The sequence below is a fragment of the Bosea sp. ANAM02 genome, assembly GCF_011764485.1.
Classification (GTDB): domain Bacteria; phylum Pseudomonadota; class Alphaproteobacteria; order Rhizobiales; family Beijerinckiaceae; genus Allobosea.
In genome coordinates, this window is record NZ_AP022848.1 from 1,785,986 (window position 1) to 1,800,508 (window position 14,523).

General features: G+C 68.1%; 15 protein-coding genes. 6 read left to right on the forward strand and 9 right to left on the reverse strand.

Translation table 11 applies throughout. The features are described 5' to 3' along the window. Nucleotides 1-7: 7 nt before the first annotated feature. Entirely contained in the window at nucleotides 8-130 is a 123-nt protein-coding gene (locus tag OCUBac02_RS27485; RefSeq protein WP_280528852.1) for a hypothetical protein, read from the reverse strand. Here OCUBac02_RS27485 and OCUBac02_RS08595 point away from each other — a divergent pair. Then, the gene (locus OCUBac02_RS08595; RefSeq protein ID WP_173044919.1) at nucleotides 129-917 is read left to right on the forward strand and encodes an SDR family NAD(P)-dependent oxidoreductase; all 789 of its coding nucleotides are present in this window, start codon (nucleotides 129-131) and stop codon (nucleotides 915-917) included. The genes OCUBac02_RS27485 and OCUBac02_RS08595 overlap by 2 nt on opposite strands. Before the next feature lie 246 nt (nucleotides 918-1,163). Here OCUBac02_RS08595 and OCUBac02_RS08600 read toward each other — a convergent pair whose 3' ends face one another. Beyond that, on the reverse strand, nucleotides 1,164-1,352 hold the full coding sequence (locus OCUBac02_RS08600) for a hypothetical protein (RefSeq protein WP_047576888.1): 189 nt from the start codon (nucleotides 1,350-1,352) through the stop codon (nucleotides 1,164-1,166). 273 nt (nucleotides 1,353-1,625) lie between these two features. On the opposite strand from OCUBac02_RS08600, the gene OCUBac02_RS08605 reads away from it, so the two are divergent. The 4 genes from OCUBac02_RS08605 to OCUBac02_RS08620 all read left to right on the forward strand — a co-directional run bounded on the left by OCUBac02_RS08605 (nucleotide 1,626) and on the right by OCUBac02_RS08620 (nucleotide 7,262). Further along, nucleotides 1,626-1,811, forward strand: coding sequence for a hypothetical protein (locus OCUBac02_RS08605; RefSeq protein ID WP_173044921.1), 186 nt, complete (start codon nucleotides 1,626-1,628; stop codon nucleotides 1,809-1,811). Nucleotides 1,812-2,042: 231 nt separating this feature from the next. Further along, nucleotides 2,043-4,127 (forward strand): elongation factor G, encoded by a 2,085-nt coding sequence (locus OCUBac02_RS08610; RefSeq protein ID WP_173044923.1) that lies wholly within the window; start codon nucleotides 2,043-2,045, stop codon nucleotides 4,125-4,127. A 210-nt stretch (nucleotides 4,128-4,337) separates the two neighbouring features. Then, a complete protein-coding gene (locus OCUBac02_RS08615; RefSeq protein ID WP_173044925.1) occupies nucleotides 4,338-6,053 on the forward strand; it encodes an AMP-binding protein in 1,716 nt (571 codons plus the stop codon). Between the two features lie 99 nt (nucleotides 6,054-6,152). Continuing rightward, the gene (locus tag OCUBac02_RS08620; protein WP_173044927.1) at nucleotides 6,153-7,262 is read left to right on the forward strand and encodes a sulfite oxidase; all 1,110 of its coding nucleotides are present in this window, start codon (nucleotides 6,153-6,155) and stop codon (nucleotides 7,260-7,262) included. A 251-nt stretch (nucleotides 7,263-7,513) separates the two neighbouring features. Here OCUBac02_RS08620 and mtaB read toward each other — a convergent pair whose 3' ends face one another. Both mtaB and dapF read right to left on the reverse strand, forming a co-directional pair. Then, nucleotides 7,514-8,785, reverse strand: coding sequence for a tRNA (N(6)-L-threonylcarbamoyladenosine(37)-C(2))-methylthiotransferase MtaB (gene mtaB / locus OCUBac02_RS08625; protein WP_173044928.1), 1,272 nt, complete (start codon nucleotides 8,783-8,785; stop codon nucleotides 7,514-7,516). Between the two features lie 12 nt (nucleotides 8,786-8,797). Continuing rightward, nucleotides 8,798-9,682: a diaminopimelate epimerase gene (gene dapF / locus OCUBac02_RS08630; RefSeq protein WP_173044930.1), complete on the reverse strand. Its 885-nt coding sequence runs from the start codon at nucleotides 9,680-9,682 to the stop codon at nucleotides 8,798-8,800. Between the two features lie 141 nt (nucleotides 9,683-9,823). Between dapF and OCUBac02_RS27490 the strand changes: the two genes are divergently transcribed. Continuing rightward, entirely contained in the window at nucleotides 9,824-10,687 is an 864-nt protein-coding gene (locus OCUBac02_RS27490; protein WP_173044932.1) for a GyrI-like domain-containing protein, read from the forward strand. A gap of 147 nt (nucleotides 10,688-10,834) precedes the next feature. Here OCUBac02_RS27490 and OCUBac02_RS08640 read toward each other — a convergent pair whose 3' ends face one another. The 5 genes from OCUBac02_RS08640 to OCUBac02_RS08660 all read right to left on the reverse strand — a co-directional run bounded on the left by OCUBac02_RS08640 (nucleotide 10,835) and on the right by OCUBac02_RS08660 (nucleotide 14,310). Beyond that, nucleotides 10,835-11,893 (reverse strand): MBL fold metallo-hydrolase, encoded by a 1,059-nt coding sequence (locus OCUBac02_RS08640; RefSeq protein WP_173044935.1) that lies wholly within the window; start codon nucleotides 11,891-11,893, stop codon nucleotides 10,835-10,837. Between the two features lie 33 nt (nucleotides 11,894-11,926). Beyond that, nucleotides 11,927-12,535 (reverse strand): class I SAM-dependent methyltransferase, encoded by a 609-nt coding sequence (locus OCUBac02_RS08645; RefSeq protein ID WP_173044937.1) that lies wholly within the window; start codon nucleotides 12,533-12,535, stop codon nucleotides 11,927-11,929. 8 nt (nucleotides 12,536-12,543) lie between these two features. Continuing rightward, nucleotides 12,544-13,170: a LysE family translocator gene (locus OCUBac02_RS08650; RefSeq protein WP_173044939.1), complete on the reverse strand. Its 627-nt coding sequence runs from the start codon at nucleotides 13,168-13,170 to the stop codon at nucleotides 12,544-12,546. A 60-nt stretch (nucleotides 13,171-13,230) separates the two neighbouring features. Then, nucleotides 13,231-13,812 (reverse strand): CAP domain-containing protein, encoded by a 582-nt coding sequence (locus OCUBac02_RS08655; RefSeq protein WP_173044941.1) that lies wholly within the window; start codon nucleotides 13,810-13,812, stop codon nucleotides 13,231-13,233. A 69-nt stretch (nucleotides 13,813-13,881) separates the two neighbouring features. Continuing rightward, the gene (locus OCUBac02_RS08660) at nucleotides 13,882-14,310 is read right to left on the reverse strand and encodes a hypothetical protein (protein WP_244639135.1); all 429 of its coding nucleotides are present in this window, start codon (nucleotides 14,308-14,310) and stop codon (nucleotides 13,882-13,884) included. Nucleotides 14,311-14,523 lie beyond the last annotated feature (213 nt).

Consider the following 14,523-nt stretch of genomic DNA (forward strand, 5'->3'; position numbering starts at 1 on the left):
GCTGTTTTCAGTTGAGTGCGGGGCCATACAGGAGCGCGCCGCGTTTGTCGAGCGGCAATCCCGGCTTGTTGGCCACGCCGCCGGCATGCATAGCCTGTGTGCAGCGATGCGTCACCGGACGAGATGCCATGACTGACTCCGTTATCAATACCGCCCTGATCACCGGTGCCGCGCGGGGCATCGGGCTCGCCACCGCCAAGCGCTTCCTGGCCGAGGGCTGGCAGGTCGGCCTGCTCGATATCGACGGGGCCGGGCTCCAGCGTGCGGCGGCCGAGATCGCGACACCGGAGCGGGTGCTGGTACTCACCTGCGACGTGGCGATGCCCGCGCAGCTCGAATCGGCCTTCGCCGGCATGGCCAAGCGCTTCGGGCGGCTCGATGCCCTCGTCAACAATGCCGGCACGGCGGTGTTCAAGCCCATGCTGGAAACCACGCATGACGAGTGGCAGCGGGTGATGGCGGTGAACCTCACCGGGCCGTTCCTGGCGACGCAGCTCGCGGCGCGGGCCATGGCCGACAATGGTGGCGGCGCCGTCGTCAACATCACCTCGATCTCGGGCCTGCGCGCCTCGACGCTGCGGGTCGCCTACGGCACCTCGAAGGCGGCGCTGGCGCATCTCACCAAGCAGCAGGCGGTCGAGCTCGCCGGGCTCGGCATCCGGGTGAATGCGGTCGCACCGGGGCCGGTCGAGACGGCGATGGCCAAGGCGGTGCACAGCCCGGAGATCCGGGCCGACTACCGGGATGCCGTCCCGCTCGGCCGCTACGGGCTGGAGGAGGAGCTGGCCGAGGCGATCTTCTTCCTCTGCTCGGACCGGTCGACCTATATCACCGGGCAGGTTCTGGCCGTCGACGGCGGCTTCGACGCGGCCGGGATCGGGCTTGCGACACTGCGCGGCGAGCGGCGCAATCTTTAGGCTCCGTCGTCATTCCGGGGCAGGCCGCAGGCCTGAGCCCGGAACCCAGAACCGATGCCATTATGATCTGAAGCAGGGATCTGGAGCATCGGCCTTTCCCGAAAACCGCGTCACACTTTTCGGGCCGATGCTCTAGCCGCGCTTTTCCCAGAAGGGCATCGGCTCTGGGTTCCGGGCTCTTCGCTGGCGCGAAGCCCCGGAATGACGGCGTGGTCATGCCTGGGACGGCGGTTTCTGGAAGGCCCGCTACCCCATCGCCTCGCGCTTCTTCAGCAGTTCGTTGAGCATGTCCTGCTGTTCGCTGAGCCGGTTGGCGAGGGCCTCTTCCACGGCGGCGCCGGAGGCGCCCGTCGCCTGTTCCATCAGCTCGGCGATGTTGCGGCGGAGGAGGGCGATGCGTTCGTCCAGCTCCATCTGCGAGGCATTCTCGGGCATCGGCTCTCTCCATGCTCATCACGGCCGCTGCGGCGGCGCGCCTCGTAGAATGTCCGGCGGCGATCCGGGTTCCCGCCGGAACCGGTACGGGCCGGGCGACGTTGGTCGGCCATGGTCCTCCGTGCGAGGCAGTCGGGAGGACGAGCGATGAAATCATATGCAGCGGGGTTTGCGATAGCCGTTTTGGCTGCGACGGGGATGGCCGAGGCGCAGACGCCTTCGCCGCCATCCTCCACTGCGGAGGGAACCGGCAGCGGCTCCGGGTCGAGCGGGATGGCGCCCCAGCAGGGTACGGGTTCCGGCGCCACCCAGCATGCGCCCGGCGTCAATCGCCCCGAGACGCGCGATGCACCTGCGACCGAGACGCCGCCGCATCGCGACTACGGCAGCAGGATGTCTCCATCAGGCCAGCCGATGCATGAGAGCAACCCGGCTGGCGGCGCGAAACGGCCCGACTGACCGGCAGCGCCGCCTGTTTCAGCGTCCCCGATAAAGCGCTTGCGTCCGCTCCCGATCGGCGCGAACTTCTCCTCAACTGCCTCTCCGACGGCCGCCCGACCCTTGTCGGGCCCGAGCGACCGCCGCCCATCCGGCGTGAGCGCATTCGCGGTTCCCGCCGGCTTCCACCGCGCCGGAGCCGGGGCCGCTCGAACCTCTCCTCCATCGCGGCCAGCCCCGAAGGAGGAAGTCATGCCCGCATCGGCACAGAACGGCGGTTCCGCAAACGGCACCCGACGCGCGGGGCCGCGATGCATCGCGATCGTCGGCCCCTTCCAGAGCGGCAAGACGACGCTGCTCGAAAGCATCCTGATGCGATGCGGCGCATTGACCCGCACCGGCACGGTCAAGGGCGGCAACACGGTCGGCGACGCGGCGCCGGAAGCCCGCGCCCATCAGATGAGCACCGAGCCGACGGTCGCCAGCGTCGAGTTCCTCGGCGACACCTTCCATTTCATCGATTGCCCCGGCTCGGTGGAGTTCCTGCACGAGATGCGCCATGTGCTGCCGGCGGTGGACGCGGCCGTCGTCGTCTGCGAGGCCGATGACCGGAAGGCGCCGGCGCTGGAGCTCGTGCTGCGCGAGCTGGAGGAAGCCGACATCCCGCGCTTCCTGTTCCTGAACAAGATCGATACGGCGTCGCGCCGGGTGCGCGAGACGCTCGCGATCCTGCAGCGTGCCTCCCGCACGCCGCTGCTGCTGCGCCAGATCCCGATCTGGCAGAAAGGCATCGCCGTCGGCTTCATCGATCTCGCACTGGAGCGGGCCTTCATCTACCGCGAGCACGCGCCGAGCGAGATCGTGCCACTGGAAGTCGACGAAACCGGCCGCGAGAAGGAAGCACGCTTCTCGATGCTGGAGCGGCTCGCCGATTACGACGACGAATTGATGGAGGAACTGCTCGGCGACATGGAGCCGCCGCGCGACCGGGTCTTCGACGATCTCGCCCGCGAATTGCAGCACCGCCATGTCGTGCCGGTGCTGATCGGCGCGGCCGAGCGCGGCAATGGCGTGACGCGGCTGCTCAAGGCGCTCCGGCACGAGGCGCCGGGCCTTGCCGAGACGCGCGGGCGCGCCGGCATCCTGCCGGAGGGGCCGCCGCTGGCTCAGGTGATGAAGACCTGGCATTCGAGCCAGGGCGGCAAGGTCTCGCTGGCGCGGGTGATGCGCGGGCGACTGGCCGAGGGCGACGTCGTGACTTCGTCCGGCGGGACGGAAGCCCGCATCGCCGGCGTCGTCTCCCTGAAGGGCTCCGAGCAGAGCCGCAAGCCCGCGGCGGAGGAGGGCGATGTCGCCGGCTTCGCCAAGCTCGACGGCATCGCGACGGGCGAGGCCTTCATGCTCGGCAAGGCGCGCGCGAGCGTGGTCAGCGCGGTCGCGCCGCCCGAGGCGGTGCATGCCTTCGCCATCGCGGTGAAGGACCGCAAGGACGATGTGAGGCTGGCGGCGGCGCTCCAGCGCCTGACCGAGGAGGATACGGCGCTGGCGGTGACGCAGGTGCCGGAACTGGGCGAGACGCGCCTGTCCGGCCAGGGCGAGATGCATCTGCGCGTCGCGCTGGAGAAGCTCGCCGGCCGCTATGGCGTGACGGTGACCAGCAGGACGCCGCAGGTCGGCTATCGCGAGACGATCCGTAGCCAGGCAGGCGCGCGCGGCCGGCACCGCAAGCAGAGCGGCGGCCATGGCCAGTATGGCGACGTTGTGATCGAGGTCGCGCCGCTGGCGCGCGGGGACGGCATCCAGTTCGTCGACAGGATCACCGGCGGCGTGGTGCCGCGCCAGTATATCGGCTCGGTCGAGGCCGGCATGCGCGATTTCTGCGAGAAGGGACCGCTCGGCTTCCCGATCGTCGATGTCGCGGTGACGCTGACCGACGGCTCCTATCACACCGTCGATTCCTCCGACATGGCATTCCGGCAGGCGGCGCGGCTGGCGATGAGCGAGGCGATGCCGCAAGCCAAACCGGTGCTGCTCGAACCGATCCTGTCGGTCGATGTCGTCATCCCCTCCGAAGCGATGTCGCGGGCCTCGGCCCTGATCTCGGCGCGGCGTGGGCAGATACTCGGCTACGACACGCGTCCGGGCTGGCGCGGCTGGGACCAGATCAAGGCGCTGGTGCCGGAAGCCGAGATGACCGGTCTGATCGTCGAACTGCGCTCGGCCACGTCCGGCGTCGGCTCGTTCAGCGCGCGATTCGACCATCTTGCGGAGCTTGCCGGCAAGCCGGCCGAGGCGGTGGTCTCGGCTCAGGCGCTCGCCCTCGCGCAAGCGCGCTGATCGTCCTCTCCAGCGTTCCGTTCCGCCGGGAGCCGTCATGCGGCTTCCGGTCGGGGCTTGATTTCGTGTCGTGTCGACTGTTTAGATGTGAACATTCTACGGTCGATGGCGGGCGGAGCTTGCGCTCTCCGCTGCTGTTCCGCACTGTACGATCATGAAAATGCACCGGAACCCGTCGTGAGGCGGCCAACCGGGCAACTGGAGGGAACGATGACCGCGACCGGCGCCACGCAGGGCAGAAATGTCTCGCGTCCGTGGCTTGCGCATTATCCGCCGGCCGTGCCGCCGGAGCTCGACGAGGCCAGGATCGGCACGCTGATCGATCTGATCGGCTCGGCCTGCTCGACCTACGCGAATCGCCCGGCTTTCGAAAGCTTCGGCAAGACGATCACCTTTGCCGAGACCCTTCAGGCGGCGGAGGCCTTTGCCGGCTGGCTGCAGGCCAGGGGACTGAAGAAGGGCGATCGCGTCGCCCTGATGATGCCGAACATCCTGGCCTATCCGGCGGCGATCTTCGGCGTGCTCATCGGCGGCTTCACCGTCGTCAACGTCAATCCGCTCTACACCGCGCGCGAGCTGACCCACCAGATCAACGATTCCGGGGCGCGGGTTCTCGTCGTGATCGAGAATTTCGCCCATGTCGTGGAGGAGGCGAAGCCGAACCTGAAGCTCGATACCATCCTCGTCGCCACGGCCGGCGACCTGATGGGTTTCAAGGGCAAGATCGTCAATTTCGTCGCGCGCCGCATCAAGAAGGTGGTGAAGCCGTACGATCTGCCGGGTTCGGAGGCTTTTCAACAGGTGCTGCGGAGCGCTGCCCGGATGGCGCCGGTGACGGTCGCGCCGGAAGACGTCGCCTTCCTGCAATATACCGGTGGCACGACCGGCGTCGCCAAGGGCGCGACGCTGACGCATCGCAATGTCGCGGCCAATGTGCAGCAGGCCGGGTTCTGGCTGGAATGGGTGCTGGAGCCGCCGCTCGGTCGCAGCGACTACCAGCATGTGATGGTGACGGCGCTGCCGCTCTACCACATCTTCGCGCTGACCTGCTGCTGCATGTTCATGCTGCGCATCGGCGCCAAGGGCCTGCTGATCGCCAATCCGCGCGACATTCCGGGCTTCATCAAGACGCTGAAGGCGAGCCGCTTCACGCTCTTCTCGGGGGTCAACACGCTCTACAATGCGCTCGCCAACCATCCCGAGATCAGCCAAGTCGATTTCTCGGAGATGCGCTTCGCGGTGGCCGGCGGCATGGCGACGCAGGCCGCGGTCGCCAAGCAGTGGAAGGCCGTGACCGGGCGCCCGATCATCGAGGGCTACGGCCTGTCCGAGACCTCGCCGATCGCCACGATCAACCGGCCGGACCTGACCGAGTTCAGCGGCACGATCGGCTATCCGATCCCCTCGACCGAGATCGCCATCCGCGACGCCGAGGGCAACGACATGCCGATGGGCGAGGCCGGCGAGATCTGCATCCGCGGGCCGCAGGTGATGGCGGGATACTGGAACCGCCCGGACGAGACCGCCAAGGCGATGACGGCCGACGGCTATTTCCGCAGCGGCGATGTCGGCGTGATGCTGCCGGACGGGCAGGTCAAGGTCGTCGACCGGATGAAGGACATGGTGCTGGTCTCCGGCTTCAACGTCTATCCGAACGAGGTCGAGGACGTGCTCGCCTCGCATGCGGGCGTGCTGGAATCGGCGGTGATCGGCCTGCCGGACGAGCATTCAGGCGAGGCGGTGACCGCCTTCGTCGTGCGCAAGGACCAGACGCTGACGGCGGATGCGCTGCGGGCCTACTGCAAGGAGAACCTGACCGGCTACAAGGTGCCCAAGCAGATCTTCTTCCGCGAGAGCCTGCCGAAGACCAATGTCGGCAAGGTGCTGCGCCGGGCGTTGCGCGAGGAGGTCGTCGCCAAGCGCTGACGTTCGGCAATGGTCGACAGGCGGGCGGGCACCGTGTCATCTCTTGTCGGCTTTCGCGGAGGCGGCTGACCGCCTTGCGCTGCCGGAGATCATCGCCGCTTGCCTCACCGTCTCGTCGAATTGCCGCTGCTGCGCCGCCTGAAGCCCGGCCTCCATGTCTACGAGGAGGAGGCGCTGAACGCCGAGCCGTCGCTCGCGCTGCTCGACACGCCGATCACGCCGGTCGATTCCTTCTTCATCCGCAATAACGGCCATCTGCCGGAGATCGACGACGCGAGCGATTGGACGCTGACCATCGACGGCGAGGTCGAGCGCCCGGCCGTCTGGACCGTCGAAGGCCTGCGCCAGCGCTTCGAGACGGTCACGGTCACCGCGGTGCTGGAATGCGCCGGCAATGGTCGCTCGCGCTTCTCGCCGGCGACGGACGGGCTGCAATGGCGGCTCGGCGCCGTCGGCTGCGCGCGCTGGACCGGGGTCAGGCTGGCCGATGTGCTGGAGCATGCCGGCCCCAGGCCGGGCGCGGTCTATACCGCCCATCACGCGCCGGACCGCCAGATCGGCAAGCCGGAGAAGGCGGCCCTGTCGCGAGGCCTGCCGATGGCCAAGGCGGCGGCTCCGGAAACACTGATCGCTTTCGCCATGAACGGCGAGCCCTTGCCGCGCCTGCATGGCGGGCCGTTGCGGATCGTCGCGCCGGGCTATCCCGGCTCGGCCTGGCAGAAATGGCTCGACCGGATCACAGTGCGGGATGTCGAGCACGACGGCGAGAAGATGCGCGGCACCGACTACCGCCTGCCGATTCGCCCCGTTCGTCCCGGCGAGCCGCTCGATCCCGCGAATTTCGCCGTCATCACCGACATGCCGGTCAAGTCGCTCATCACCGCGCCGCTTGATGGCTTCGTGGCGAAGCCGGGTGAGCGGTTGAAGGTTGCGGGCTTCGCCTGGAGTGGCGCCATACCCCTGGAATCGGTCGCAATCTCCAGCGATGGCGGCGAAAGCTGGAGCGAGGTCGCCTTGCAGGACGGCGAGGGGCGTTTCGGCTGGCGGCGTTTCGAGGCGGAGATCCTCACCGGGCAACCTGGCCCCTTCGTCGTCATGGCGCGGGCGCGGGACGCAGAGGGGGGTGCCCAGCCGCTGGAACCGGTCTGGAACCCACGGGGATATTGCAACAATCAGGTCCAGCAGGTGCGCGGCTCGGTGGTGGCGTGAGGCTTTGAACCTTTTGCCGGGCTGCCGCGTCTAAGGAATGGGTCTGCCATTCCGGGCATGGCTCTGCCGCCTCGGTCACTCCTCCTCCCATCGGCGACCGAGGCGGCTATTCTCTCCCGATCCACGGTCTTTGGTCGCACAAGCTCGTCATGCTCGGGCTTGACCCGAGCATCTCTGGCCGGAAGAGGCGCCTTATTCTGCCAGAGATTCTCGGGTCGCCGCATCGCTTCGCCCGAGAATGACGCGCCGGGTCACGCCGCGAGAAGCGCCTTGCCGTCGGCGGCGTGGCCGGTGACCGGCACGATCTCGCCCGGCGCGACATCGCGGGCGAAGCGAACCAGCGTGAAATCCTCGGCTCGGCCGGTATTGCCGCGTTCGGTCAGGACGCTGAGCGGGCGGCCGATGCGTTCGGCAAGGTGGCGTGCGTGAGCGGCAGCCGCCGCGGCGCGCAGCCGCGCAGCGCGCTCCGAGACGATCTCTCCCGAAATCTGCGGCATCCGGGCGGCCGGCGTGCCGGGGCGGGCCGAGTAGGGGAAGACATGGACGAAGCTCAGGCCGCAGGCTTCGACGAGATCGAGTGAGCGCGCGAACATCGTCTCGTCCTCGGTCGGGAAGCCGGCGATGAGATCGGCACCAAAGACGATATCGGGACGCAAGGCTCGGATTTCCGCGCAGAAGCGGATGGCGTCGTCGCGGCTGTGGCGGCGCTTCATGCGCTTGAGGATGAGATCGTCGCCTGCCTGCAATGAGAGATGCAGATGCGGCATCAGGCGCGTCTCGGTCGCGAGCAGGTCGCGCAGTGTGTCGTCGACCTCGACGGCGTCGATCGAGGAGAGGCGCAGGCGCGGCAGTTCCGGCAGGGTGCGCAGGATCGCCCCGGCGAGCACGCCCAATGATGGTTCATCGGCCAGGTCGCGGCCATAGCTGGTGAGGTCGACGCCGGTCAGCACGATCTCGCGGGCGCCGGCTTCCAACAGGGTGCGGCATTGCGCGACGACATCGGCGATGGCGAGCGAGCGCGAATTGCCGCGCCCGAACGGGATGACGCAGAAGGTGCAGCGGTGGTCGCAGCCGTTCTGGACCTGCACGAAGCCGCGCGTATGGCCGGCGAAGCGGCCGGTGACCGGTGCGCGCATGGCGGTGCGGGCCATGATGTCGCCGACGTCGAGCTTGTCGGTGGCTGTCGTGTCGGGATGGCCGAGGCTGTTGGAGCGGGCGAGCGCCGCCCAGTTCTCGGGCCACAGCTTCTCGTCATTGCCGAGGACGCGGTCCACCTCCGGCATGTCGGCGAAGCGCGCGGGTTCGATCTGCGCGGCGCAGCCGGTGACGATGACGGGCCTGTCCGGCTGCTCGCGCTTCAGGCGGCGCACGGCCTGCCGCGCCTGCCGGGTCGCCTCGGCCGTCACGGCGCAGGAATTGACGATGGCCGCATCCTTCAGTCCGGCTGCTTCCGCCTGGAGCCGCAGCGCCTCGCTCTCGACGATGTTGAGGCGGCAGCCGAAGGTGACGACGTCCAGCGTCATAAGGTTCGGCCCTCAGGCCGCGCTCGAAAACAGCGACGGGTCGAGCGTGCCGTCCCATTCGAATTCGACCGGGCCGGTCATCAGGACGTGGCCGTCGCGCTCGCGCCATTCGATGGCGAGTTCGCCGCCGGGGAGGCTGACGGTTGCCTTGCGGGCGGTGAGCTCACGGCGCACGCCCGCGACCAGCGCCGCGCAGGCGCCGGAGCCGCAGGCCTGAGTGATGCCGGCGCCGCGCTCCCAGACGCGCAGCACGATATGGTCGGGCGCCTTCACCGCTGCGAGCTCGATATTGGCGCGGTCCGGGAAGATCGGGTGGTTTTCGAGCAGCGGGCCGATCTGCTCGAGATTGTAGGCATAGGGGTCATCGACGAAGAAGACCGCGTGCGGATTGCCCATGTTGACGGCGCAGGGCGTGTGCAGGATCGGATCATCGATCGGCCCGATCTGCAGTTCGAAGCGGCTGGTGTCCTCGAAGGGCTCGGCCAGCGGGATCTGGTCCCAGGCGAGGCGCGGCGCGCCCATGTCGATGGTGAACAGCGTCTCGCCCTCGCGCACCGCCGGCAGCAGACCGGCCCTGGTCTGGAGCGCGAGACGGGTCTTGGCGGCATCGCCCATCTGCGGATCGGCGATCATCGCCCAGGCGACGCAGCGCGTGCCGTTGCCGCAGGCGCCGGATTCCGAGCCGTCGGTGTTGTAGATGCGGACGAAGGCGTCGGTGCCGGGCGTGACGGCTTCGTGCAGGACCATGAGCTGGTCGAAGCGGGCGCGGGGCTCGGAGGCGATGGCGCGGGCTTCCGCTTCGCTGACGAGATGCTTGCTGCCGCGCAGGTCCAGCACCGTGATCTGGTTGCCGAGCCCGTTCATTTTCAGGAACCGGCGATTGGCCAGAGCGTTCATTTGGTCACACGTCCCATGAATAAGGGGTCTATGGCCGAGGCGACGTGAAAAAGCCACCCTCGTCCCCGTTCCTGAGACAAGGTGGACATTCTATGTTGCGCCGCAAGGGCGCGAATCGCGTGAAACTCGAAGGCCGTCACGATGCGGTATTCCCGGATTTGTGTTCTGACGCTTGCCGGGCTGGCAGGCCTGCCGAACGGAATGGCCTTCGGGCAGGCGCGCGTGGCGCCGCCGACAGCGGTCGAAGCCGCGCCGCTCGCGCCGCCGCCCGGTGCCGCTCCCGTGCAGACACCGCCCGCGCCCGTGCCGGATGCCCAGCCGGGTCCGCAGCCGGTCCAGCCGGCTCCACCCCCGCCGAACCCGGTAGTGCCCCAGCCGGTGCAGCCCGCACCGAGGCTGCCGGGGCCGGCCGAGCCTCAGCCGGTGCAACCGCCGCCGACCTTGCCGCCACCGGCTCAGCCGGCTCCCCCGCCGGTGCAGCAACAGACCGGCGTTGCGGACCCCAACGCGACGCTCGCCGGCAAGCGCGGCGATCCCAGCGATATCGACGAGGTCGCGCTGGTTGCGAAACCGGTGCTGTTACTGTCGGGACAGGCCAGCTGGGACCAGGGGTTCCAGAAGCTCTCCGAAAGCTTCAATCTGCTGCGTACGGAAGCGCAGAAGGCGGGTCTGTCCGTCGCGGGGCGGCCGCTGTCGCTCTTCGTCGAGACGACCGATGACGGGTTCAAATTCGATGCGATGCTGCCGGTGGTCGCGCCGGCCGGCGGGCAGGTTCCTGCATTTGGCGGGGGGGTGAAGCTCGGCGCCTCGCCGGCGGGGAAGGCGCTGCGTTTCCTGCATGTCGCGCCCTATGACGACATCGATTCCACCTACGAGACGATCACGGCCTATCTGGAGGCAAAGAGCATCACGGTGAAGGACGCCTTCCTCGAGGAATATGTCAGCGACCTCAAGGACCCCGGCGATCCCAACCTCGAGATCAACGTCTACGTTCAGCCGAAGTAGCTCTCGCTGTCGTTCCGGGGCGATCCGTAGGATCGAACCCGGAACCCACGACCGGGCGAGACTTTACCCGGTTTGATGTCTTGAGGTCGCACCCAGTCGTCGGTTCCGGGTTCGGCGCGATACGCCGCCCCGGAATGACAAGGAGCGTTACGCACTCCAGCTCAGACCCGGACGCATCGGCCTGAAGCGTTCCTCCGGCAGCCCTGCTTCGGCAAGCGCGACCTTCAATGCCTCGGGCGGGCGCTCGACGCCTTCATCGGTCAACTGGAACGTGCCCCAGTGATGGCCGATCGCCTGGCTCGCGCCCAGTGCCAGCATGACCTTCACGGCCTCGTCCGGGTTCATGTGATTATCCGACATGAACCAGCGCGGCTCATAGGCGCCGATCGGCAGCACGGCCAGATCGAACGGCCCATGCCTGCCGCCGAGTTCCGCGTAGAGCGAGCCGTCATGATAGCCGGTATCGCCGATATGGAAGATCTTGGTCGTCGGCGCTTCGAGGATATAGGAGCACCACAGCGCCATGCGCCGGTCGAAAGCGCCGCGCGCCGACCAGTGATAGCTGGGTACCAGCGTCACCGCGACGGTATCCGACAGTGCGAGACGGTCGTTCCAGTCATGCGCCTCGGCGCGGGCATCGGGGATGCGGGCGCGGACGATCGCGTCGTTGCCGAGCGGCATGATCATGCGCGGCTGGTCTCTGGCATGCAGCAGCGCCAGCGTCTCGATGTCGAGATGGTCGTAATGGTTATGCGTGATGAGCACCGCATCGATCTTCGGCAGGTCGGCGAAGGCGACGCCGGGCGCATTCACGCGCTTCGGGCCGATGAAGGAGAAGGGGCTGGCACGCAGCGAATAGACGGGGTCGATCAGCAGGTTCAGGCCCGCGACCTGATAGAGGAAGGAGGCGTGGCCGAGATGGACGATCCGGATGCCGTCGACGCGGGTCGGCGGCTTGTCCTGCGGCGGAGCCTGATAGGCGAGGGGAAAAGCCTCGCGCTCGCGCTTGCCGGTCTGCCAGCGCAGCACGTCGGCGAGGCCCTTGGTCACCGGGCGGCCGTCGCTGAAGACGAGCCCGTTGAAATGGTCGCTGACGGGGCCCTGATAATAGGGATTGCGCGAGCGGGAGATCGTGGCCCAGGCGGCGCCGGTCGAAGCCAGCAATGCGCCGAGGCCGACGAAGGAGAGAAGTTTGCGGCGGGTCATGGTGCAAAAGAGGTAGGCCTCCGCAACCTTCCGTCAAGGCTCCGGCGATCTGATCGCCAAGGCGTGAAGCCAGCGCGTCGGCTGGCGGTCATAGCCGGAGCCGGTGTCCTCATCGATCGTCAGGGACTGCCAGCGAGCCCCGTCGCCGAAGGCAGCGCGTAGTTCGGCTGATGAGAGATAGTTGAAATAACGGCCGAGGCCGTCGCGCCCCTCGGCCTCGCCGGCCTTGAAGCTGGCATAGAGGACGCCCCCCGGCCGCAGGGCGCGGTGAATCCGGTCGATGATGCCGGGCAGGGCCGGGCGCGGCGCATGCAACAGACAGGCATGCGCCCAGACGCCGTCATAGGCCGCCACCTCCGCCAGGTCCTCGAAGAGCAGGACGCCGACCGGGCGGCCGAGGCGCTGTTCGGCCTGCGCCGCCAGCTCTGGGGAGCCGTCCGTCGGCACGATATCGAAGCCGCGCCGCAGCATCTCCTCGCTATCCTGCCCGCCGCCGCAGCCGAGTTCGAGAATCCGCGCTCCGGGTTTGAGTCCGGCGACGAAGGGATCGATGCGGCTATGCTCGGCCAGCCGGTCGCGGCCGGCATAGGCGCTGGCTTCCTCGGCATAGAAGCCGAGCGTTCGGTCGTCCTTGCCTGACATGATCGGCGTCAGTTGCTGCCGGAGCGGATCGCGACGGTCGCGACGCCGGCGCCGACCAGGAGCGTGCCGCCGGCCTTGTTGAACAGCCCGATCGCGCGGGGATTGCCGACCACGGCTCGTGCCCGCGAGGCGATCAGCGCGTAGCCCATGGCATTGGCGAAGGCGAGCGTGATGAAGGTCGCCTCGAAGATCAGCATCTGCGCCCAGAAATCGCCCTTGGTGTCGAGGAACTGGGGCAGGAAGGCAACGAAGAAGGTGATGCTCTTCGGGTTCAGCGCCGTGACCAGCCAGGCATGGCCGAGCATCTTCCAGGCGGGAGCGGTGTCCTCGCGCGGCTTGGCATCGAGCGTGCCGCCGGCGCGGAAGAGCCTGATGCCGAGCCAGACCAGATAAGCCGCGCCGATCCATTTCAGCGTGGTGAAGACGAGGGCCGAGGTGGCGAGCAGGGCGCCGACGCCGAGCATGGAGAGCGTCATCGCGGTGAAATCGCCGAGCGCGACGCCAACCGCGATCGGGAAGGCCGTGCGCCAGCCCTGGCCGAGCGCATAGGAGATCACGAGCAGGATCGTCGGTCCGGGGATGACCAGGAGGACGGCGGTGGCGGCGGTGAAGGCGATCCAGGCTTCGAAGGTCATGATGGTGATGGCTCCGCTAAAGACCAGAGCCATCACCAGAAGCGGGTGCTTGTAAAGGGCCTATCGCGTCGGTTGCGGATTGTTGCCGAACCACATGACCGGCCCGGCGCCCTGGGAGGCGATCTCGCGGCGCATCTCCGGCTCCGCGGCGACGACCAGCGTCCACCAGACGCGATAGCTGGTGCGCGGGTCCTTCGACAGCGCGATGCCGTAGCGGGTGGCTTCCTTCATGCGCAGGTTCGCGGCATGGCCCGGCGACCTGCGCCAGCCCTCAAAGGCTTCCTCGACCGAGAAATAGCCGCCGCCGAGATTCTCCGCGGCGCGGGCACTGTCCACCCCGGCTGCCTGGATGCGGGTGGCGAAGCTGCCGCCGGCATCGTGCGAGAGCGCGTTGGCCTTGACCATCGCATCGCTCTGGCGCTGTGCCATCGCCATCAAGCGCGGGTCGGGCCGGACGGGGCCGAGGCCCTGGCCGGCGCGATAGACATTGAGGATGCGCCCGGCCTGGGCGGGATCGAGCGAGACGGCCGCGACCTTCTCGACCATGCGCGGATCGAGCGGGCCCTCGCGACGCGGATCGCCGGCGCAGGCGGCCAGCAGGACGGAGAGGGCCAGCAGGATCGAGGCGGGTTTCAGTGTCATGGACCGGCATGTCTTGCGAATCGGGCGCGCAGCGATGCCGCCCGATCAGGGCCTTTCTGGGGCCGCAGCTCAGTTCCGCGCGCCGCCGATCACGCGGCAGAACGCCTTGCGCACGTAATCCTCAGGCGCGACCTGCCCGGCCTGAACCACGAACACCGCATCGACGCGGGTTCCCTTGCCGTTCTTGCGAGCGGTGATGCGCAGAGTCTGCGGGCGGCCGGAGCCCGAGGTTTCCTGGATGGCAACGACCGCGCTGGTCGCCTTGTCGATGCGCATGTCCGCGAAGCCTTCGGCCGAGACGGCGGCACCGAGATCGCCGAGCACCGCCGCGGGCTGGCGGTTGGGGATAAGGTCCCAGGTGCGGTAGCTCAGCCCTGTCACCATCGGCACGCCGTCGACCTTGAAGTTGCTAGCGCAAGGTTGAGCCATGGCAGGGACAAGGCCGAGCAGCATGAAGCCGGCGGCGAGGGGCAGGCTGGAAAGGGCGGAAAGGCGCATCGTCGGTCCCTTGATCGTGACATCCAACCGCACAGCAATGCGGGGGAGAGCTCCATCTGGCAATCCAAGTGTCAATTTCGGCGCGGCCTTGTCCCCAAAACTTGACTTTCGCCACAGTCTTCCGCTTTAAGACCGCATCCGTTTCGCCGACATCGCCGAAACCACATCCGCCGACCGGGCCGCAGGAGCGCCTCGGCATCGTCCCGAAAAGTG